Raw genomic sequence first — 19,673 nt, 5'->3', positions numbered from 1 at the left:
GGCTTGATCCGGTCCTGATTGCGTTCAGGCCCGGCGTCGTCACCATGGTTTTCACAGAGCCTGTTCATGACCGGTTTCTAAACTCACTGCCGTCGGCGGGGTCTACCCCCTCGTTGACGAACCGTCATTTTCATTCTTTAGACTGCGCCGGCCTGAATCCAGGCGACGCACTATGACTTCTTTATAGGGGACTTCGATGTCCGTACGACGCACACGCAAAGACGATGGCAGCCAATGGACAGTTGCGGATAGCCGCAGTGTTTACGGGATTCGCCATTGGGGGGCCGGGTATTTCGCGATCAATGACGCCGGTCGCGTCGAAGTTCGTCCGAACGGTCCGAGCAGTTCGCCTATCGACTTGTTCGAACAAGTCGACCAGCTGCGCAAAAGCGGCCTGTCGCTGCCGTTGCTGGTTCGTTTCCCGGACATTCTGCAAGACCGCGTGCGTCAGCTGACCGGTGCGTTCGACGCCAACATTGCGCGTCTGGAATACCAGAGCAAGTACACCGCGCTGTACCCGATCAAGGTGAACCAGCAGGAAGCGGTGATCGAGAACATCATCGCTACCCAGAACGTGTCCATCGGTCTGGAAGCGGGCTCCAAGCCTGAACTGCTGGCGGTGCTGGCACTGGCGCCGAAGGGCGGCACCATCGTCTGCAACGGCTACAAGGACCGCGAGTTCATTCGCCTGGCCTTGATGGGCCAGAAGCTCGGCCACAACGTGTTCATCGTGATCGAGAAAGAATCCGAAGTCGGCCTGGTGATCGAAGAAGCGGCTTCGCTGAAGGTCAAGCCACAGGTTGGCCTGCGTGTGCGCCTGTCGTCCTTGGCCTCGTCCAAGTGGGCGGACACCGGTGGCGAGAAATCCAAGTTCGGTCTGTCGGCGGCACAGCTGCTGTCGGTGGTCGAGCGTTTCCGCGCCGCTGGCCTGGATCAGGGCATTCGCCTGCTGCACTTCCACATGGGTTCGCAGATCGCCAACCTCGCGGACTACCAGCACGGGTTCAAGGAAGCGATCCGTTACTACGGCGAATTGCGCAACCTCGGCCTGCCGGTGGACCACATCGACGTCGGCGGTGGTTTGGGCGTGGACTACGACGGTACGCACTCGCGTAACGCCAGTTCGATCAACTACGACATGGACGATTACGCCGGTGTCGTGGTCGGGATGCTCAAGGAATTCTGCGACGCGCAGAACCTGCCGCACCCGAACATTTTCTCCGAAAGCGGCCGCTCCCTGACTGCGCACCACGCCATGCTGGTGATCCAGGTGACCGACGTCGAGAAACACAACGACGACGTGCCGCAGATCGAGAACAAGGAAGCGCTGCCGGAAACCGTGCAGTGGCTGGTGGACCTGCTGGGCCCGACCGATATCGAGATGGTCACCGAAACCTACTGGCGCGCCACGCACTACATGAGCGACGTGGCGTCGCAGTACGCCGACGGCAAGCTGACCCTGGCCGAAAAAGCCCTGGCCGAGCAATGCTATTTCGCCGTGTGCCGTCGCCTGCACAACTCGTTGAAGGCGCGTCAGCGTTCCCACCGTCAGGTGCTGGACGAGCTCAACGACAAGCTGGCCGACAAGTACATCTGCAACTTCTCGGTATTCCAGAGCCTGCCAGACACCTGGGCCATCGATCAGGTCCTGCCGATCATCCCGCTGCACCGTCTCGACGAAGAGCCGCTGCGCCGTGCCGTGCTGCAGGATTTGACCTGCGACTCCGACGGCAAGATCAACCAGTACGTCGACGAGCAGAGCATTGAAACCAGCCTGCCGGTCCACGCGTTGAACGAAGGCGAGGATTATCTGTTGGGCGTGTTCCTGGTGGGCGCCTACCAGGAAATTCTCGGCGACATGCACAACCTGTTCGGTGACACCGATTCGGTGAACATCTACCAGAACGCCGATGGCAGCGTGTACCACGCCGGTATCGAAACCCACGACACCATCGAAGACATGCTGCGCTATGTGCACTTGTCGCCCGAAGAGCTGATGACCCATTACCGCGACAAGTGCGCCAATGCCCGCATCAGTGCCTCCGAGCGCACCCAGTTCCTCGATGCCCTGCGTCTGGGCCTGACCCGTTCGTCTTACCTGTCTTCCTGAGGTAAGTCCCGCTCACATCAGGTTGTCTGAAAATGTACCGCACGCTGCGGAAATTTCAGATGGCCTGGTGCGGCGACTCTCTTTTTTCACGCGAAACGACCTACGTCCTCGGCTATCCAAGCCATTTGGTCTTCTTTTCGCGTAGGTCATTTCCTAAGTTGTCCTTCGCCTCTCTACTCGGCCATGTCTCTCGGCGAGAATCCCCGGCTGTCCCTCCTGTAGAGAATCGCCGATGTTCGATCCAGTCAACGAACCTGAATTTCGTCTGGTCGTAGCAGGTCTGTCCGACGCCTTCGAGGTCCTGGCCTTTACCGGTAGAGAAGCCATCAGCGAGCCGTTCGTGTTCGACGTGGATCTGCTGATCAACGACCCGGCACTCGACCTCGCCAGTCTGCTGTACCGCTCGGCCGTCTTGCATTTCGGGCCAGTGGGAAACAGCGTCCATGGTCAATTGCATGAACTGGTGCAGCGCGACCATGGTTCGACGCTCAGGCTTTGCCATGTGCGGCTTGGGCCGAAACTTTCGTGCCTGGCCCAGCGAGTCAGCCAGCGAATCTTCAGCGCCCGTTCGGTGCCGCAAATCCTCGACCAGGTGCTCAGGGAACACGGAATTGTCGGCCAGGACCGGTGCTTCGAGCTGGATGATGATTATCCGCTGCGGGATTTCTGCACGCAGTACCGCGAATCGGATCTGCAATTCCTGCAACGGTTGTGTGCCCAGGAGCGGATTCACTATCACTTTGAGTCCCCCGCACGTGGGCACTGCGTGGTGTTCGCCGATGGGCAGGCGCATTTCCCCGTGGGTGACGTGGCGGTCTTCAGGCGCGAGGGTGATCCATCGTCGGTGCGACGCTTTGAGGTGCAGCGATGTGCCGACAGCGTGCAGCAACGTGCTGAATGCCACACGGATCTGGCGACGTTGCGCAGCGGGCAATGGATGCCGCTGGCCGACCATCCGGTCAAGGAGTGGAATCAGCTGTGGCTGCTGACCCATGTCGAACATCAGGGCAGCCAGGACCCGCACACTCCTTACCGTAATCAGGTGCGTGCGATGCACTGGGCTGCACCGTTCGAGTCACCGCAATGCGCGCCAAAGCCGAGGATGCACAGTCTGCAACGGGGATGGGTGGTGAGTGTTGATGAGCCACAGCCGGATCCGTCACGACCGGTGGCCGTGCAGTTTGACTGGTCGTATCAGGGTGAAGGAGCAACGCCCGGCCACTGTTGGCTGCCGTTGGCGCCGCAGTTGAAAGCGGCCAGTGGCGTGTCGTTGAACGAAGGTGTGGAGGTGGTGGTGAGTTTCATCGAAGGCGATCCGGATCAGCCATTGATTACCGGGGTTCTTCACCCGCCCAAGCAGGGTGAAAAGACTGATGCGATGGGGGCCGCCCCCGTCGATGGACACCCGCCCGAAGGCGTGCAGGACTGGCTGCGTTCAGGTGAGCCCTTGCTAATGTTGTGTCTGATACCCGGTGGCGGCAGCTTCAATCATTGCGCGCAGGCGCTGTGCACCTGCCGGGTGGCAATGCGACTTGGCCAGAGCGGTGCGGCATGAACGCCGTGCACACGCCCGATGCGATCGCGCAATGGCTGTTGCTGGATGTGCCGCAGGCGGGTGTGATGTTGAAAAGCAGGTTTGCCCAGGCCCGATGGTTCTGGCTGTTCGAAACTACCGAATGGCATGTGTTGCGCGAACAAGGCCCGGCGCTGATTGACCTGCGTAGCTGCCCGGCGCTGGCCCAGGTATGCCAGCGCGAAGCTCAGCACTGGCGTGGCTTGCTGTTGGTCAGCGAGGCCTCGACATCGATGTTGCTGGCGCACTTGCGGCGTATGCTCACGGTCAGCTTCGGCCTGCACCATCGCGCCTTGCTGAGTTACTACAACCCGCACACCGCCAGTTACTTTTTCGATGCCTGTGATGCCGGGGAACTGACTCGCTGGTTGGGGCCGATCAGCCAGATGCGCTGGTTCGGTGGCACCTGGGCCGACCGGGCGATCGGCAGTCAGGGCTGGCAGCAGTTGCTCAATCCCGGGGTGGCCGTCAGCCCTTTGACCGTCGAAGAAAACCTCAGCCCCCGGCAGCGGGAAAAGCTGCAAACCTGCCTGCTCGAACAACACGCCTGGCATTGGAGTCGGTCCACCGCGACGGACTACGCGCGCCTGTGGTGCCATTTGCAGGAAGGGCTGGCGCTGGGTTTCAGCGAGCGCCCGGTGCTGGATGACTGGTTATGGTTGCGCCTGCTGCATCCTTACGCATCGCTTTTATCGCCATTGACCGGGCAAACCCAGCAGGAGCGGCTCGACGGCCTGCGCAACCGCTGGCAGAGCGATCAATCCTGAACACCCTTCGATCAGTGTGCGCGGGCGAACCAGCCGTCGTTGCGGCGCAGGCGCCAGGCGATGACACCGAGGGTCAGGCTGCGCAACGCCATGAACAGCAGGAAAGTTATCCACAATCCATGGTTGCCCAAACCTTGCAACGCCCAGGCGAACGGCACCAGCAAAACCACGGTCAGCAGCATGCCGTTGCGCATTTCACGGGCGCGGGTGGCGCCGATGAACAAGCCGTCGAGCAGGTAGCTCCAGACTGCAATCAATGGCAGCGCGGCGAGGTAGGGCAGGTAGATGAACGCGGTGTCACGCACACTGGTGATGTCGGTCTGCATCTCGATGAACAAGTGCCCGGCCAACAGAAACAATGCGGCAAAGCCCAGGCTCGCCAGCAACGACCAACCGCCCGCCACCACCAGAGAGCGACGCAGGGCATCGCGGTCACGGGCTCCGATGGCATGCCCGCACAGGGCTTCCACGGCGTGGGCCAGGCCATCGAGCGCGTGGGCCGTCAGCAGCAAGCCGTTGAGCAGCAGGGCGTTGGCAGCGACAGTGGCATCACCCAAACGCGCGCCTTGCACGGTGATCAGGAAAAACACCGATTGCAGGGCCAGGCTGCGCAGGAAGATGTCGCGGTTAACCGCCAGCAGCGGCCGCCAGCTCTGCCACCGTCGCAATGCAGCCCAGACGATGTGACCGGGGTATGCGCCCAAGGCGTGGCGAGTCATCAGCAGGCCGATCAATGCGCCGGTCCACTCGGCAATCACCGAGGCGCGGGCGGCACCGACCACGCCCCATTCCAGACCAAGGACAAACCACAGGTTCAGGGCGATGTTGACCAGATTGGTCGTCAGCAGAATCGCCAGTGGAGCACGGGCGTTTTGGGTGCCGAGGAACCAGCCGACCAGCGCATAACTGGCCAGTGCCGCCGGCAGGCCGAACAGCCGCGTGTGGAAAAACTCGCGGGTCATCTGGTCCAGTTCCGCCGACGGCTGCATGAAGTGCAGCGCGACCCCGCTCAACGGCACGCCCACGGCGCCGAGCACAATTGCCAGGCCCATGGCCAACAGCAGGCCCTGCAACAAAATCTGCCGCAACGCCGCGCCATCGCCACGCCCGGCGGCTTGAGCCGCGAACCCGGTGGTGCCCATGCGCAGAAAGCCCATGGCCCAGGCCAGAAAAGTGTACAGGCTGGCCCCGACCGCGACGGCGCCGAGTTGATGGGCATGGGGCAAGTGACCGATGACGGTGCTGTCGACCAGCGCCACCAGCGGTACGGAAATGTTCGAGAGAATCATCGGCGCCGCCAGCGCCCAGACCCGAAGATGGGTAGGATGGTCGCGCCAGTCGGCAATCAGGTTGGACATGCAGGCTCCTTGGGGGAGCGGGCATTGTAGCGGCACATCGGCAATCTGCCGCGATCGAATGTGGGGGGTGTCAGTGCATGATCCAGCTGAGCAACCAAAGCCCCAGCATCAGCCAGATGATCCCCATGATGAACGCCGCATTCATGAACGCGCGGATCGCGGACCACAAGAGCACCAGGCCCAGGATCAAGATAGCGATGCTGATGATCGAGGTGTCCATGCCCAGGGCACGAGACAAGCCTTCGACAAAGTTGCTGCTGGCACGGCTCACCAACTGGAACAGGCCACTGAGGGCATCAACGATGAAACGGATGACGGAGCCAAGGGCCTGACCGAGCCATTCGAAAAAACCTTCTACCTGCATGGAATGAGCGTCCTGATGAATGAGATGCACGGTTGGGCCATTGATCGCCGTACCGAGTTCCCCACAAGCATAGAGGGTTGCGCTGTACCTGTGGGAGCCGGCCACTCTTTGTCACTTGCCTTCACTCGCCATCCCCCCGAAGCTATACGCCTTCAGGAGAGCCCGATGAACCTTGTTGAACTGACCGAACGCCTGCACGCCATTCGTGACCGCAATGACTGGCGGCAATTTCACAGCCCGAAAAACCTGGCCATGGCCGCGAGTGTCGAAATGGCCGAGCTGGTGGAGATTTTCCAGTGGCTGACCGAAGACCAGTCACGGCAGTTGCCGGCGGAAAAACTGGCCCATGCCGGCCAGGAAATCGGTGACATCGTGCTTTATCTACTGTTGCTGTGCGGCGAGTTGGGGCTGGACATGAATGAAGTGGTGAACAGCAAACTGGCCGACAGCGAGCGGAGGTTCAGCTGATGAGCGACCGTCATTTCGATCAACTGGCGACCCGTTTCGCGGAAAAAATCTACGGCGGTGCCAAAGGCGCGATTCGCCTGGCAGTGTTGCAGGCCGACCTTGCCGAAACCCTGCCGGACCGACCGCTGCGCGTGCTGGATATCGGCGCGGGGCTTGGCCACATGTCGTTGTGGCTGGCCGAACGCGGGCATGACGTCACGTTGGCCGAGCCTGCCGAGCCGATGCTCGAAGGCGCCCGCCAGCGCTTCGCCGAGGCCGGTCAAACGGCAACGTTCATTCAGGCGCCGTGGCAGGAGCTGCTCGGCCAGCTCACCGAACCCTACGATCTGGTGCTGTGCCACGCCGTACTGGAATGGCTGGCCGAGCCCCATGCGATCCTGCCGGTATTGCATCAACTGACCAAGGCCGATGGCTGGCTGTCACTGGCGTTCTACAACCGCGATGCGCTGATTTACCGAAACTTGCTCAAGGGCCATTTCCGCAAGATGCGCAAGAACGACATGGCGGGCGAGAAGCAGAGCCTGACTCCGCAACAGCCGCTGGATCCACGGGAATTGGCGGCGCAACTTGAAGGCCTGTGGCAGGTCGAAAGCCAGAGCGGGGTGCGGGTTTTTCACGACTATATGCCGGTGGAATTCCAGGCCCGCGCCGAACTGCTGGATTTGCTCGAAATGGAACTGGCGCACCGCCGTCACCCAAGCTTTGCCGGGCTTGGGCGTTACTTGCACTGGATCTGTCGGCCGGTCTGATCGGAGCCCGAAATGAAAAGTCGCTCAGGGTTGTTGGTGATCTGTCTGGGTTTGGCTGCCTGTCAGGGCAGCAACCCGTATGTGGCGTCCTCCAACCCCATTCCACCGGCGCCACCGCAGGCGGCCAGCACCTTCGACCGCAGCGCCTACCCGGCGCCGCCCCGTGACTACGGGCGCTACCGCAGCTGGGCCTGGCTCAACGGGCAAATGCCGCCGGGCACCGCGTGGGCAGACTCGGCGCAGGTCGCCGAAGCGGTCAGCAGTGCGCTTGATCAACGCGGCTTGCGTCCGCTGCATGACAATCGTCCGGCAGACCTGTTCGTCAGTGCCGATCTGCGGATGGAAACCCGTTTGCGCCAGGTTCGCGATGATTACTACGACGGTGGCTACTACGGTGGTTATGGCGGTTACAACCGCTATGGCAGTGGCTACGGTGGCTACGCCACAGTGCCGATCATCCGCACCTATCAGGAACAGGTCGTGGTGGTGCATGTGGATCTGTTCGACGCACAGAGCGGCCAGCCGGTGTGGAGTTCCAGCGCCGAAACCAGCAACCGGGGCACGCAAAGCCAGCAGGTGGATGCCATACGGGAGGCTGTAGAAAAGGCAATGTCGGCGTATCCTCCTAGTTAGCTTCTGTAGTTAAGAAGCATTTCGCAGGTTCATGTCTTCAATCGGAGAATCATCATGTTCCGCCGTTTCGCTTTACTGGCAGTGGTCGCGCTGCTCAGTGCCTGCGCCGCCAACCAGGTCAATCATGACTTCGATGCCAGCCGCGACTTCGCCGCCTACCGCAGCTGGAGCTGGAAAGAACCGGTCCTGCAATACCGCCCCGATGACCCACGAATCAAGAGCGACCTGACCGAGCAGCGCATCCGCCAGTCGGTAGCCGATCAACTCGATCAGCGCGGCCTGCGCCCGGCCGCAGCGGGTGCCAAGGGTGACTTGAATGTGCAGACCTACCTGATTGTCGAAGAGCGCCAGCAACAGGTGACCACCAACTACGGCGGTGGTTGGGGCAACCCGTGGAACGGCTACTGGGGCGCGCCGATGTACAACGAAACCCGTCTGGTCAACTACAAGGTAGCGACCATCCAGATCGACCTGCTCGACGGCAAGGACGGCAAACTCGTGTGGCGCGGCAGCGACGAACAGATGCTCAGCCGCACCCCGAACCCTTCCGATCGCAGCAATGCCATACGCGAAACGGTGACCCGGATTTTGGCGAACTATCCACCCAAATAATCATCTCGTTACCCTGTGGGAGCCAGCCTGCTGGCGATGACGGAGTGTCAGTCGACACAGATGCTGACTGATACAGCGCCATCGCCAGCAGGCTGGCTCCCACAGGGGTTTTTGTGGTCTTGGCTGGCGAGTTGCCAGCAGTAACGTCAGCCTGTGTCTACACTGCTCTAACCAACGGAGGTAGCGCTCGGCAGTGCGCCGGCAAAGGAGTGCGCGATGTCGCCTCGCATGCAGTTTCGCGGCCCGGCCCGGCAACGGGGGGCGATTGGATTGATGGCGGCCGGCACCCTGGCGCTGGCGTTGGGGTTCACACTGCTGGTGATCGATTCCGGCAGGCTTTATCTGGAACAACGCAAGCTGCAACGGGTGGCTGATGTTGCTGCACTCGAAGCTGTGGCCCGCGATGGCAACTGCAAGTCCGGCCAGAGTGCCGCCACCTACGCTACTGAAAGTGCGGCGCGCAACGGGTTTACCGTCGACGCGGACAACACGCTGGCGGTCAATTGCGGCAGCTTGCAGACTGGCGCGGATAACCTGCGAGCATTCACCGCCGACGCAACGAAAACCGCAGCCGTGCAAGTCACCGTCAGCCGTCCGGTCACCACCAGCGTGGCGGCGGGCATCGGTGCCTTGTTGTCCGGCGGACCGGTCAGCCTCACGACCCGGCTCAGTGCCACCGCCGTCGCCGCCGAGCCCAAACAGACGCTGGCGCAACTGAGTATCCGCAGCACCTTGCTGGGGGTTGATAGCGCGAAATCAAACCTGTTGAACCCACTGTTTTCGACGCTGCTGGGGGGCAATGTCAACCTGACCGTCGGCGGCTGGGACGGCCTGGTCAAGACCGATATCAACCTGCTGAAATTCATGGATCAGCTCGCCATCGAATTGGGCGTTACGGCCGGCAACTACACCGCGCTGCTGGACACGCAAGGCAGTGTCACCCAGTTCATCAAGGCTGCGGCCACTGTAGCGGGTCAGAGCGGCGCCACGGTTGAGGTCAAAGCTGCGTTGGCCAATCTGCAACTGTCGGCCTCCGCCACGTCGCCCATCAAGCTGGGTGATCTGCTGCAACTGCAAACCGGTGCGCAAGCACAAGGGTTGGACGCTACGGTGCAACTGTTCCAATTGATCCAGGGGGTTGTCCAACTGGCCAACAAGAACAGCGCGGTGAACGCCGTGTTGCCGGTGAATTTGTTGGGATTGGCGGGCGTTACCACCCGTATAAAAGTCATTCAGCCGCCGCAGTTTTCGGCAGTGGGTGACCCGGCGCTGGCGAAAGTCGCACCGTTGGGGGTGAACAGGATTTATGTGAGTACGGCGCAGATTCGCATATTGGTGGCGGTTGATTTGTCGTTGATCGACTCCGTTCTGCAACTGGTCAACTCGTTGCTGACTCCGGTGGTGGGGGCGGTCAATACGTTGCTGTGGCCTGGCTGCATTCTCGGCAACTGCACGCAGACGGATCTGAAAATATTGCCCAATGGACTTAGCCTCGACGTCGGTATCGAAGCGGGCATGGGCAGTAGTTATGTGACCGATTACTCCTGTGCCACCCCGAACAGCAAGAGTCTCACGGCCACCACCAACATTGCGGTGGTACAAGTCAAAGTCGGACAGATCGACGACGCGATCTGGCTCTCGTCCTCACCCGCTCCAAGCCTGTCGCCGTTGCCTCTAGTCGATATCGGTTCGAAAACCTGTCACCTGTTCACCTGTGGTGCGCGAACCCCCTTCGGCGGTGGCGGCAGCGAAATCATGATCGACAGTCCGATTGCCGGTAAAACCGAGCCTAATTACACCTTCGCCAATCCCCATGAGATCAACGTGTCGCCGAACCCCACGCACCCGGTCGCAGTGTCCGGAGTGGTGGGCAGCCTGAAAGGGACGCTGGGCGGTGTCACCCTGATCAAGCACGCGCCCACTATCGGAAGCCTGCTGGGGTCGTTGCTCAGTTCACTGTTGTCAGTTCTGTCAGACGTCGTTTCACTATTGATCACCGCCATCAGCGGCCTGCTCGCACCGCTGGTCGACCCGATCGTGGACAATCTGCTGATGAACCTCGGCATCGACATCAACAAAGTCGACGTCGGTTTCAACCTGACCTGCGGCGAGAAAGGCAAAGCCTACCTGGTGATCTGATCCGGCGGCACAACCGGCAATTCAATGCAAAACCGCGCGCCTTCGGTGGCGTTCTCGACGCTGAGTGTGCCGCCCATGTTCTCGACAATGCCGTAACTCACCGACAGCCCCAGGCCGGTGCCGACGCCCACCGGTTTGGTGGTGAAAAACGGCTCGAAAATCCGTTCCAGCAAACGGTGATCAATGCCGCCACCGTTGTCCTCGACCCACAGTCGCACCGACTGCTCATGTTGCTCGGCGTGCACGGCGATCCACGGTTTGAATTCAGGATTGCCTTCACGCTTGCCGAGCAATGCATCCCGGGCGTTGACCATCAGATTGATCAGCACTTGTTCAAGCTGATCGACATGGCCGCGCACCAACACCTCAAAATCCGTCTCACTGATGCGTAAGTCCACACCTTTGCCGCGCATGCCCTCGGCCAGCAACGACAGCGTGCCTTCGATGGCCTGGATCGGGTTGAACGGATGATCTTCGATTTCCGAGCGCCGCCCGAACACGCGCATGTGATCGACCACCCGAGCGGCGCGCTGCAGCTGTGCATCGATGCGGTTGAGTTTGTCGGTCAGGTAATCAATCTGCGCATCGCCGTTGCTCAGGCGCTTGAGGACATTGACGATGGCCATGCGCATCACGTTCAGCGGCTGATTGATTTCATGGGCCAGGCCCGTGGCCATTTCGCCGAGGGTGGCCATTTTCGCGCTTTGCGTGAGTTGCTGTTGCGAGCGCCGCACTTCGGTGTTGTCGCGGCCCACGGCTTGAATTTCCAGCAATTGGCCTTGCTGGTCGAACACGCCGCGATCCGACCAGACCCACCACGCATGTTCACGGCCAGGCAATTGCAGGTTGATTTCCGCTGTGCTGACCGGAAACTCAAGGCTCAACTGACTCAGACGCTGAGTGAATGCCTTGCGCTGTTCCGGGGACATCCAGCTGCCCAGATTCACCCCCGGCAACTGTTCCGGCGTGCACTCCAGATACGTCGCCAGTGGCTTGTTGCCGAAGGTCAGGGTCAGGTCCGGGCGATAGCGGCAGATCATCGCTGGCGAGTCTTCCACCAGAATCCGGTAACGCTCCTCGCTCTGCTTGACCCGCTCGGTCGCCAGGGTCGCTTCGGTGACGTCCAGCCACAAGCCAACGGCTTCCACCGGCAGGCCAAGGTCATCGCGCAGCAGCTTGGCTTCATCGAGTAACCAGTGGTAATCGCCACGACTGTCGCGTAGCCGATAGCGGCTGCTCACCGAACCTTCGCGCAACAGTTGGCGGGTGCGTTCGAAATAGCGGTCGCGGTCCTCGGGATGAAGCCGTTCGACCAACGCCGCGTCGGTGCATTCGGCGAGGGTCCAGCCGAGCAACGGGCCCAGGCTGTCGCTGAAGAATGTCGATTGCAACGCGCCTTCGACGTAGCGCTGCACGTAAATGACCGCGGGCGAACGGGCGATCAGATTGTCCAGCCGCGCATGGGCCGCGGCGGCGTTTTGTTCCTGGTTCTTGATGTCGCTGATGTCGAGCATGAAACCGACCAGCCGTCGGTTCTTGCCGACGCCCAGGGCCTGGCCTTGCAAGCGATACCAGGCGGGTGTCGAGGCGTTATCGAGGGGATGCAGGCGCACACACAGCAGCAGTGGCGTGCCTTCATCCTGTAAGGATTGCAGGCGGCTGCGCAGCTCTTCGAGGTCCGCCGGGTGCACTTGATCAAGCCAGGCCTGCACGGGTAAACGCGAGATCCCGAGGTTCAGCGTGCCAGCCAGCGAGGGCGCCAATTGCACCTCAGCGCTGTCGCTGAACACCTCCCACCAACCCGTGCCGAGCAGCGCTTGCAGCGACTCAAGGCGTTCCAGTTGCAGGTGATGCCGGTGTTCGCGCAAGCGCTCCAGCACGGGCGCGGCGAGCGCGGCAGCGAATTGCAACCAGTCAATCATCCCGACGTCGGGCGCTCGTCGCTGCACCGACCAGCCACCACACAGCAACCAGGCCGCCACCCCTTGAGCGTCGTGATAAGGCACGACGAAACCTTCGGTATTGCCGAAGGTGCCTTGCAGGCGCGCATGCTCCATCAGACTGAGGTGCTGGGGCGCGGAGCCGTTGAGGCTGTCGAGACCGGTGCCCAGGCGTTGCCCGGTTTGCCAAAGCTGCGGCGCATCGAAACTGGCGTATTGCTGATGAATTTTCCAACCCTGTTCCTGCTCGTCGAGCAATGCCAAGGCGATGCACGGGATCTGGAAACGCTGGGCCAAGCTTTGCAGTTGTTCGGTCAGTATCTCGGGTAAACGCGTCAGGCTGCACACGCGCAAATGCTCGCCGATCTGCGCCGCCAGCAACTGACATTGCTCGCGCAGGCGCGATTGCCGGCGTTCGAGCAGCAGGTCGCCGATGTCCAGCAGTTGCAACAACCACGCATCGGCCAACGGCTGAACCCAGCCGCGCAAATGCAGGGGTTGGCCGCTGAGGCTGTAAAAGTCCAGGTCCAGTTGGTGCCCTTGCCAATCAGCCGGTGAGCCCTCGATCACGAGACTGCAATGGGGCAACAGAAAGTCGAGCAGAAGCGGCGCCTGCGCGGTGGGTTTCTGTTGGGCCAATAGATGCCGCAACGGCCCCGTCAGATGCAATACCTGGCCTTCGGCATTCAGATGCATCTGCAAACCGACACTCAGCACGCTCAGCGGTTTCAGGGATTGCGCAGGCGGTGATGGATGACGATTGAGCAGACGCCCGAAAAGTTTGTCCCCGGCACTCAAAACTGCAGGCTCGAACTGGCGGTGAGCGTGGCGGGTAAATTCGGTACCGGGCCGATACCCGGCAGGTGCAGAAATGGAATCACCGCGCTCAATTTGTTGGAGGGGTAGTTGATGCTGACCTTCAGCACACCGGCCGTAAGCGTGGTGCTGGTGTCCGTGTCGACGTTGAATTGCAGCCCGGAGGGAATCCACGCCAGTTGCCGCTTCAACTCATCCTTGACCACGGTTTTCAGCGCGGCTTCGTAGCCAGGTGTGTTCGGGTCCAGCGCCACGCTGCGACGCACGGCTTCGGCGGTGGACTGGTTGAAGGATTGCATCAACAACAGCGGCACGCTGTACGTAACGATGGCGTAGAACACGCCGAAAAAAATGACGAACACCAAGGCAAATTCAATCGCGGCGGCGCCTTTTTGTTTGCGGGGGAGGTTGGTTTTCATGAGTGCGTCTACCCTGACCATCACTGCGTAATGTCAGCATAGAATCATTCAGCAAAAAGGGGTGTTTTTTACCGAATGCAAAGCTTTGTCCTACTGATCTGGCTGGCGCTGTGCGCCGCGCAGGATGCCCGTGAGCGGCATATCGCCAATAGCCTGACATTGGGCGTCGGGGCATTGGCCCTGGCCTGGTTGCTGTGGAGCGGCACCACTTGGCTGGGCGCACCTGCCGAACAGGGCGGCTGGGCGGCATTGCTGGCACTGGCCTTCACCTTGCCCGGTTATGCGTTGCGAAGGTTGGGTGCGGGCGATGTGAAACTCATGACCGCACTGGGTCTCGCGACCGACGGTCGGCATGTGCTGGGCGTGTTTATCGGCGCCGGATTGGCCAGCGTGTTTTGGTGGCTGCTGGCGCCAAGAGTCTGGCTGCTTATCGGTCAAGGCTTTAGAAGCCATATCCGCTATCTGGAGCCGGGAATGTCAAAAAAACAACCCTTTGCGCCGTTCTTGCTGGTGGGTTTTTTACTGACGTTGGCCTGGCTCCGCTAGTCATTCGTTTTGTACAGAGTGGCCAAGAGCGACTACTTTCATACGAGCGTTGTACAGCCTTAAGCGGTGGATACAGGAACGGTCAGCCTTTGACCTTGCAGGGAGTTGCACGTGAACAAGCGTACCTCGGCAGTAAAAATCCTTGTGGTCGATGATCAGCGTTCGATCGTTGAAGAACTCTGCGAATTTCTTGAGAGCAACGGTTACCGTTGCGTGCCTTGCGAGTCCGGCCAACAGGCCATCGAACAGTTCAATGACGACAATGACATCGGTCTGGTGCTCTGTGATTTGCAGATGCCGGGCCTGGACGGGATTCAACTGGTTCAGGAGCTTCAGCGGTTGTCCGGCAAGCATCGTGCGTTTGAAGCGATCATGTTGACCGGGCAGGCGGACAAGCAGGATGTGATCAAGGCCCTGCGCGCCGGGATTGCCGATTACTACCAGAAGCCGATTGACCTGCACGAGTTGCTCGAAGGCTTGCGGCGTCAGGAGGTGGCGTTGCATGAACGGCAGAAGACGCTGCAGTTGGGGCATTTGAATCAGAAGCTGCAATACCTGTCCGAGTCGATCGATGATTTGTACCAGGACCTGGACAAGGTTCGGCGTACGCCGTATTCGTCCGCTTCGACGGATGACGGTGATGTCAGCGATGTGGATCGGGTGGAGATTCCGGCGATTTTCAATCAGTTGTCACCGCGGCAATTGGAAGTGGCGCGGTTGGTGGGCAAGGGGCAGACCAATTATCAGATTGCCTGTGAGTTGGGGATTACCGAGAACACGGTGAAGTTGTATGTGTCGCAGGTTTTGCGTTTGACGCATATGCATAACCGGACGCAGTTGGCGTTGGCTTTGTCGCCTAGTAATTCGGGGATGCGGCAGAGGGTTACGGCGCACTGAGTTTTCCTGGGTGTACGCCGATCAAAACGGTGGGAGCCAGCCTGCTGGCGATGGCGGCCTCCCGGTGTACATATCCATTTCTGCGGTAACGGCGGCTTATGGTTTCGCCCTTACGGCGAGTCCCTTTTGTCAAACGCCACAAAAGGAACCAAAAAGCCTCGCCCCTTACGTACGGCCCCTCGCTAGAGCTCGGGGTTCCTTCGCTCCGGTATCCATCCGGGGACACTGCCCTCCGGTCTGCTGCGCGACGACCTCCTCTCGATGTGTGCGGCTTCGCCGCACGGCGCTACGCGCCCACCCCCGGATAAACGCCTCCACTCAGCCTGCCGATGGGGCGGGTGGATCAAGATCAAAAGCTGCAGGCGAGCTAACGCTCGGCCTGTTGAGTGGTGAAGAGCTTGGGTGTACGCCGATCCATTGTAGGAGTGAGCCTGCTCGCGATGACGGAGTGTCAGGCGACATTGATGTTGAATCCAACGCCCTCATCGCGGGCAAGCCCGCTCCCACAATAATCTCGGTTGTTCGCAAATCCTGGGTACACCCACCAACCCTGTGGGAGCTGGCTTGCCAGCGATGGCGACCTGTCAGCCGACCAGTTTCTTGCAACTGCACCCAATCCAACTGTGGGAGCCAGCCTGCTGGCGATGGCGGCGGAAAAGTCGACGATGTTTAACAGTGGATAAAAACACCGGAACCTTCCCACACGGTTTTCAGGTTGTCCGTCGGACGTGCGTTCTTTAGCCTTTGTTCGTCACTGCAAATTCAGTGATCGGGTTTGGTCGCCCGGGTTTAGAATGGCGCACAGTGCCGCGCGAGCGGCATTTTGGTGTTTGCTCAATGGCGAGCTGTGCGTGGGAGGGCCTAGGCCCTGCCGGGTTTCCATTCCCTGGTCGACCAACCTGCGTTCAGTTCGCCACCCTTCTGCTTGGTCGCAGTGGTGGCGAACTCCGATCTTCGAATGGAGCTTCACCATGATCAAACCAACCCCAAATCCCCCCGAAACCGACCCCGCTTCCCCCTACGAATCTACCCACTCAAAAAAACTCCACGAAGCCGCCGATCGTGCGCTGGATTACCATCTCAATGCCGATAGAAACTCGGCATCCCCGCGCCAGCCCAGCTCGATGTTCGTCATCGTTCCCGACATCAACACCGAAACCCTGTTGGCCCACGCATGCGAATCGTTGGCGTCGGCCAGCATCATGGCCAGTGACCTTGCGGGTTTTCTGGACAGTCCGCATCGCAATGCGTTGCTGGGTATTGCGCAGATCATCATGCTCGGTGAGCTGGCAGTGAATCGGGCGCTGGATAACCTCGATCCGCAGGATTGATCACAGCTTCCCTGTGGCGAGGGAGCTTGCTCCCGCTGGGTTGCGCAGCGACCCCAAAACCGCAGTTTGCGGTGCATATGGCAAATCGCGGCCCTTGATCGCGACTACTACGCAGTCGAACGGGAGCAAGCTCCCTCGCCACGGTTTGTCAGGTGCAACGCTCCATTTATTCCCCTGACCCACTGTCCACTTTCCCCCCCTCATACTGATCAAAAAACGCCGGTATCTCATGCTGAAAGCTCTTCAACCAGCGCTGCATGGCCAGTTCGCGTTCGGTGGCGCTGGCGGTTTGTGGTTTGTCGGAGGCGAAGGTGTTGCGCGATTGCAGTTGCAGCCAGCCTTCGGTTTCCTGTTGTTGCGGTGAGGCCGGGCCAGCGTCGATGGCGTGGCTGGCGAAGGGCAGGGCCAGCAGACTGAGGCAGCAGAGGGTAGTCGGTTTCATGCGGGTTCTCCCTACTGAAGTACCGGGCTGGTGACGGCGGCGACTTGGGCGGCGATGGCTGCGCCGGGTTTGGCCGGGACCTTGAGTTTTTCGGCGCGGGCTTGGGCTTCGGTGACTTGGGCCGGGCTCAGGCCGAGGCGACTGACCAGTTCGGCCGCGCGGTTCCAGTCGTCCTGGTAGATCAATAAAGTCACCAGATTCACCGCCGCCAGTTGATCGCTTTGCTTGAGTTCGATGGCGGTGAGGAATTCGAATTTGGCGTCTTCGACCCGTAATTGATTGAGGTACACCACGCCCAGGTCGTTGCGGATTTTCTCATCGGTGGGCGCCAGTCGTGCGGCCCGTTGCAGGTGGGCTTGTGCCTGGCCGTGATCGCCCGAGGCGGCGGCGAGTTGGCCCAGGCCGTGTTCGGCTTCGGCGGCCATGCAGCCGCCGAGCAGGCTGCGGTACAACGGCTCGGCTTCGCTGCGGCCCAGCAGTCGATAAACCTTGGCCTTGCGCAGGCGCACGTCGGCGAGGTTGTCCGGCAGGCTTTGCAGGTTGGCCAGGCTGGCGTGCAGTTTGCCGTCCTTGGCCATGTCATCGGCGAGGTTCAGCGACAGCTGTTGTTCGGAACTCAATTTGCCGCAACTGGCGGAGTCGGTCAGGGCGCTCCAGGGTGTCTGGCCGTTGCTCGCGCAACCGCCCAGCATCAGCAGACTCAAACCGGCAATCAGTGCTTTCATCAGGTTCCCTCTCAGGATGCAAAGGCCCGGGCCAGGGCGGTGAAGCCCGGGCCGGCCAGTACGATCAACAACGCCGGGAAGAGGAACAGCATCATCACGACGGACATTTTTGCGGACATCTTGGAGATGTATTCCTGCAGGCGCGTCAGGCGCCGGTCATCGAGCAATAGCTTGAGCGCCAGCAGGGATTTCATCGCACCGCCGCCCTGATGGATCAGCTGTTGCAGGATCACGCAGGTGTCGGTGAATTCTTCCACCGCCAGCAGGCGAGTGGCTTTGTGCAGTTCTTCGCCCAGTTCCAGGCCGGAGTCGACCCGGGCCAGCACCAGGCGCAGTTCATGGGTCAGGACGGGCAGCAGTTGTTTGCCGTCGTTGCTCAAGACCCGTAGCGATTGCTCCACCGCCATGCCTGATTCAAACAGGATGCGCAGCAGCGGAATGAAGGTGGAAATTTCAATCGCCAGCTTTTTCTGCCGATGGTGTGCGGCCGCCGCCAACAGGCGTTTGGGCAGCAGATAACCGATGCCGAGAGCGAATGCCGGGGCGATCCACTGATTGACCACATTGGGGAAAAACAAACCCTGGATCAGCAGGCACAAGATCAGCATCAGTACGGGGGCGCCAACCTGGAACGCCGCGAACATCGCGCGCTTGCGTGCGGTACGCCAGCCGAGGGCGTTGAGCAGCGTTTGGGTTTCGTTGTCGAGTTTGACTGACTGCTGGCCAACGCGGCTGGTGCCCAGTGCATGCAGCCACTGGCTGAAACGATTGTCGCTCGGGGTTTTGCCGTCCAGGCGCTGCACCACCTGACGGGCACGTCGACGCAGCTCCAGCACCACACTCAGCATCAGCAACGAGGCCAACAGAAACAGCAGCGAGCTCAGCAGCATGGACAGGTTCATAGGCTGCGCAACATGCGCCACAGCGCCAGACATCCGAACACCTGCAAGCCGATCGCGCTCACCAGCATCATTTGCCCGGAACCGTCGTTCCACATGCCCATCAGGTAGTTCGGATTGGAGATCAGAAAGTAGGCGGCGACGGTAATCGGCAGCAGCGCCAGGACCACCGCCGTGACCCGGGTTTCGCCGGTCATGGCGCTCAGTTGGCGAGCGGCTTGCTCGCGTTCGCGAATCAACTTGATCAGGTTTTCCAGCAGCTCGCTGGCGTTGCCGCCGTAGCGGTGGTTGACCTTCAGGCCGAGGGCGAACAGGCGCAGTTCATCTTTGTCGTACAGCTCGGCGAAGTCCGAGGCGGCATCCGGCAGGCTGACGCCCAACTGCACATTGCGCTGCACTCGACCCAGCGCCTGCTTGAGTGGATTCTCGGCGGCGTCGATCGCACCGAGCACGGCATCGGCCAAGGTGCGTCCGGACTTCAGGCTACGCACGCTGTGATCGAGCAGCGGCGGCAATTGTTCGATCATGCGCTTGAGCCGGCGCTGGTATCGCCACTGCACATACAGCCGCAAAAACACTGGCGGCAGCAGCAACAGAACGAGCAACCCCAGCCAGCCGCCTGCTACCAGGCCGAGTAGGGCGCCCACCCCCCAAAGTGTCAGCCATAACCCCAGCCGCTCGGTGGGGCGCCCCAGGCCTGCGCGTAAAAAGGCGCGTTCCAGTGCCACCCACGTGACTTTCTGCACTGCGCGTTCCGGTTGCCCCTGGGTCAGGCGTTCCAGTGCGCGCTCGGTGCCGGGTTGGCGCAACCCGCGAACGAGCAGGCGCACCGACAGACCGAGCAGGGCCAGGCAAACGAGGGTGAGCAGCAACGGTTTGAACATG

Annotated in this window: 19 protein-coding genes; 11 read left to right on the top strand and 8 right to left on the bottom strand. The window is 60.8% G+C overall.

Translation table 11 applies throughout. The annotated features are described in order from the left end of the window. Window positions 1-196: 196 nt before the first annotated feature. From speA to ACNYC6_RS10320, 3 genes are all read left to right on the top strand, one after another. On the top strand, window positions 197-2,110 hold the full coding sequence (gene speA, locus ACNYC6_RS10330) for an arginine decarboxylase (RefSeq protein ID WP_419712212.1): 1,914 nt from the start codon (window positions 197-199) through the stop codon (window positions 2,108-2,110). Between the two features lie 232 nt (window positions 2,111-2,342). Continuing rightward, a complete protein-coding gene (locus ACNYC6_RS10325; RefSeq protein ID WP_419712211.1) occupies window positions 2,343-3,665 on the top strand; it encodes a type VI secretion system Vgr family protein in 1,323 nt (440 codons plus the stop codon). After that, entirely contained in the window at window positions 3,662-4,450 is a 789-nt protein-coding gene (locus ACNYC6_RS10320; protein ID WP_419712210.1) for a DUF4123 domain-containing protein, read from the top strand. The genes ACNYC6_RS10325 and ACNYC6_RS10320 overlap by 4 nt, the downstream gene beginning before the upstream one ends. 11 nt (window positions 4,451-4,461) lie before the next feature. On the opposite strand, the gene ACNYC6_RS10315 is transcribed toward ACNYC6_RS10320, so the two are convergent. Both ACNYC6_RS10315 and ACNYC6_RS10310 read right to left on the bottom strand, forming a co-directional pair. Continuing rightward, window positions 4,462-5,808 (bottom strand): MATE family efflux transporter, encoded by a 1,347-nt coding sequence (locus ACNYC6_RS10315; RefSeq protein ID WP_419712209.1) that lies wholly within the window; start codon window positions 5,806-5,808, stop codon window positions 4,462-4,464. A 70-nt stretch (window positions 5,809-5,878) separates the two neighbouring features. Continuing rightward, window positions 5,879-6,172, bottom strand: coding sequence for a hypothetical protein (locus tag ACNYC6_RS10310; RefSeq protein WP_419712208.1), 294 nt, complete (start codon window positions 6,170-6,172; stop codon window positions 5,879-5,881). A gap of 165 nt (window positions 6,173-6,337) precedes the next feature. On the opposite strand from ACNYC6_RS10310, the gene ACNYC6_RS10305 reads away from it, so the two are divergent. From ACNYC6_RS10305 to ACNYC6_RS10285, 5 genes are all read left to right on the top strand, one after another. After that, window positions 6,338-6,640 (top strand): MazG-like family protein, encoded by a 303-nt coding sequence (locus ACNYC6_RS10305; RefSeq protein ID WP_419712207.1) that lies wholly within the window; start codon window positions 6,338-6,340, stop codon window positions 6,638-6,640. Then, window positions 6,640-7,389 carry a methyltransferase domain-containing protein gene (locus ACNYC6_RS10300; protein ID WP_419712206.1) on the top strand — a complete coding sequence of 250 codons (750 nt, stop codon included), beginning with the start codon at window positions 6,640-6,642 and terminating at the stop codon, window positions 7,387-7,389. The genes ACNYC6_RS10305 and ACNYC6_RS10300 overlap by 1 nt, the downstream gene beginning before the upstream one ends. Before the next feature lie 12 nt (window positions 7,390-7,401). Beyond that, on the top strand, window positions 7,402-8,022 hold the full coding sequence (locus ACNYC6_RS10295; protein ID WP_419712205.1) for a DUF4136 domain-containing protein: 621 nt from the start codon (window positions 7,402-7,404) through the stop codon (window positions 8,020-8,022). Window positions 8,023-8,076: 54 nt separating this feature from the next. Further along, window positions 8,077-8,634, top strand: a complete 558-nt coding sequence (locus ACNYC6_RS10290; RefSeq protein ID WP_419712204.1) for a DUF4136 domain-containing protein — start codon at window positions 8,077-8,079, stop codon at window positions 8,632-8,634. A gap of 216 nt (window positions 8,635-8,850) precedes the next feature. After that, window positions 8,851-10,773: a pilus assembly protein TadG-related protein gene (locus ACNYC6_RS10285; RefSeq protein ID WP_419712203.1), complete on the top strand. Its 1,923-nt coding sequence runs from the start codon at window positions 8,851-8,853 to the stop codon at window positions 10,771-10,773. Here the strand turns inward: ACNYC6_RS10285 and ACNYC6_RS10280 are convergent. Both ACNYC6_RS10280 and ACNYC6_RS10275 read right to left on the bottom strand, forming a co-directional pair. Further along, entirely contained in the window at window positions 10,758-13,511 is a 2,754-nt protein-coding gene (locus ACNYC6_RS10280) for an ATP-binding protein (protein WP_419712202.1), read from the bottom strand. The genes ACNYC6_RS10285 and ACNYC6_RS10280 overlap by 16 nt on opposite strands. Next, on the bottom strand, window positions 13,508-13,948 hold the full coding sequence (locus ACNYC6_RS10275) for a TadE/TadG family type IV pilus assembly protein (protein WP_419712201.1): 441 nt from the start codon (window positions 13,946-13,948) through the stop codon (window positions 13,508-13,510). The genes ACNYC6_RS10280 and ACNYC6_RS10275 overlap by 4 nt, the downstream gene beginning before the upstream one ends. Before the next feature lie 75 nt (window positions 13,949-14,023). Between ACNYC6_RS10275 and ACNYC6_RS10270 the strand changes: the two genes are divergently transcribed. The 3 genes from ACNYC6_RS10270 to ACNYC6_RS10260 all read left to right on the top strand — a co-directional run bounded on the left by ACNYC6_RS10270 (window position 14,024) and on the right by ACNYC6_RS10260 (window position 16,722). Then, the gene (locus tag ACNYC6_RS10270) at window positions 14,024-14,494 is read left to right on the top strand and encodes a prepilin peptidase (RefSeq protein WP_419712200.1); all 471 of its coding nucleotides are present in this window, start codon (window positions 14,024-14,026) and stop codon (window positions 14,492-14,494) included. Window positions 14,495-14,605: 111 nt separating this feature from the next. Next, window positions 14,606-15,391, top strand: a complete 786-nt coding sequence (locus ACNYC6_RS10265) for a response regulator (RefSeq protein WP_419712199.1) — start codon at window positions 14,606-14,608, stop codon at window positions 15,389-15,391. A 971-nt stretch (window positions 15,392-16,362) separates the two neighbouring features. Continuing rightward, a complete protein-coding gene (locus ACNYC6_RS10260) occupies window positions 16,363-16,722 on the top strand; it encodes a DUF6124 family protein (protein ID WP_419712198.1) in 360 nt (119 codons plus the stop codon). Between the two features lie 166 nt (window positions 16,723-16,888). Here the strand turns inward: ACNYC6_RS10260 and ACNYC6_RS10255 are convergent, their stop codons facing one another. The 4 genes from ACNYC6_RS10255 to ACNYC6_RS10240 are packed head-to-tail and all read right to left on the bottom strand — an operon-like array spanning window position 16,889 to window position 19,672. After that, window positions 16,889-17,164 (bottom strand): DUF3613 domain-containing protein, encoded by a 276-nt coding sequence (locus ACNYC6_RS10255; protein ID WP_419712197.1) that lies wholly within the window; start codon window positions 17,162-17,164, stop codon window positions 16,889-16,891. A gap of 11 nt (window positions 17,165-17,175) precedes the next feature. Continuing rightward, the gene (locus ACNYC6_RS10250; protein ID WP_419712196.1) at window positions 17,176-17,889 is read right to left on the bottom strand and encodes a tetratricopeptide repeat protein; all 714 of its coding nucleotides are present in this window, start codon (window positions 17,887-17,889) and stop codon (window positions 17,176-17,178) included. An 11-nt stretch (window positions 17,890-17,900) separates the two neighbouring features. Next, window positions 17,901-18,779 carry a type II secretion system F family protein gene (locus tag ACNYC6_RS10245; protein WP_419712195.1) on the bottom strand — a complete coding sequence of 293 codons (879 nt, stop codon included), beginning with the start codon at window positions 18,777-18,779 and terminating at the stop codon, window positions 17,901-17,903. A gap of 8 nt (window positions 18,780-18,787) precedes the next feature. Beyond that, a complete protein-coding gene (locus tag ACNYC6_RS10240) occupies window positions 18,788-19,672 on the bottom strand; it encodes a type II secretion system F family protein (RefSeq protein ID WP_419712194.1) in 885 nt (294 codons plus the stop codon). Window position 19,673: the final 1 nt, after the last annotated feature.

This window comes from Pseudomonas sp. NFX224 (assembly GCF_048565165.1).
Classification (GTDB): Bacteria; Pseudomonadota; Gammaproteobacteria; order Pseudomonadales; family Pseudomonadaceae; genus Aquipseudomonas.
Note: the sequence above shows the minus strand (reverse complement) of the source record. Positions and strands in the feature narration are given on the sequence as shown.

Coding starts and splice junctions, on each gene's coding strand:
- ACNYC6_RS10320 (WP_419712210.1), top strand. CDS start 3,662: ATGAACGCCGTGCACACGCCCGATGCGATCGCGCAATGGCTGTTGCTG.
- ACNYC6_RS10315 (WP_419712209.1), bottom strand. CDS start 5,808: ATGTCCAACCTGATTGCCGACTGGCGCGACCATCCTACCCATCTTCGG.
- ACNYC6_RS10250 (WP_419712196.1), bottom strand. CDS start 17,889: ATGAAAGCACTGATTGCCGGTTTGAGTCTGCTGATGCTGGGCGGTTGC.
- speA (WP_419712212.1), top strand. CDS start 197: ATGTCCGTACGACGCACACGCAAAGACGATGGCAGCCAATGGACAGTT.
- ACNYC6_RS10285 (WP_419712203.1), top strand. CDS start 8,851: ATGTCGCCTCGCATGCAGTTTCGCGGCCCGGCCCGGCAACGGGGGGCG.
- ACNYC6_RS10295 (WP_419712205.1), top strand. CDS start 7,402: ATGAAAAGTCGCTCAGGGTTGTTGGTGATCTGTCTGGGTTTGGCTGCC.
- ACNYC6_RS10240 (WP_419712194.1), bottom strand. CDS start 19,672: ATGTTCAAACCGTTGCTGCTCACCCTCGTTTGCCTGGCCCTGCTCGGT.
- ACNYC6_RS10245 (WP_419712195.1), bottom strand. CDS start 18,779: ATGCTGCTGAGCTCGCTGCTGTTTCTGTTGGCCTCGTTGCTGATGCTG.
- ACNYC6_RS10270 (WP_419712200.1), top strand. CDS start 14,024: ATGCAAAGCTTTGTCCTACTGATCTGGCTGGCGCTGTGCGCCGCGCAG.
- ACNYC6_RS10305 (WP_419712207.1), top strand. CDS start 6,338: ATGAACCTTGTTGAACTGACCGAACGCCTGCACGCCATTCGTGACCGC.
- ACNYC6_RS10325 (WP_419712211.1), top strand. CDS start 2,343: ATGTTCGATCCAGTCAACGAACCTGAATTTCGTCTGGTCGTAGCAGGT.
- ACNYC6_RS10255 (WP_419712197.1), bottom strand. CDS start 17,164: ATGAAACCGACTACCCTCTGCTGCCTCAGTCTGCTGGCCCTGCCCTTC.
- ACNYC6_RS10275 (WP_419712201.1), bottom strand. CDS start 13,948: ATGAAAACCAACCTCCCCCGCAAACAAAAAGGCGCCGCCGCGATTGAA.
- ACNYC6_RS10260 (WP_419712198.1), top strand. CDS start 16,363: ATGATCAAACCAACCCCAAATCCCCCCGAAACCGACCCCGCTTCCCCC.
- ACNYC6_RS10290 (WP_419712204.1), top strand. CDS start 8,077: ATGTTCCGCCGTTTCGCTTTACTGGCAGTGGTCGCGCTGCTCAGTGCC.
- ACNYC6_RS10310 (WP_419712208.1), bottom strand. CDS start 6,172: ATGCAGGTAGAAGGTTTTTTCGAATGGCTCGGTCAGGCCCTTGGCTCC.
- ACNYC6_RS10300 (WP_419712206.1), top strand. CDS start 6,640: ATGAGCGACCGTCATTTCGATCAACTGGCGACCCGTTTCGCGGAAAAA.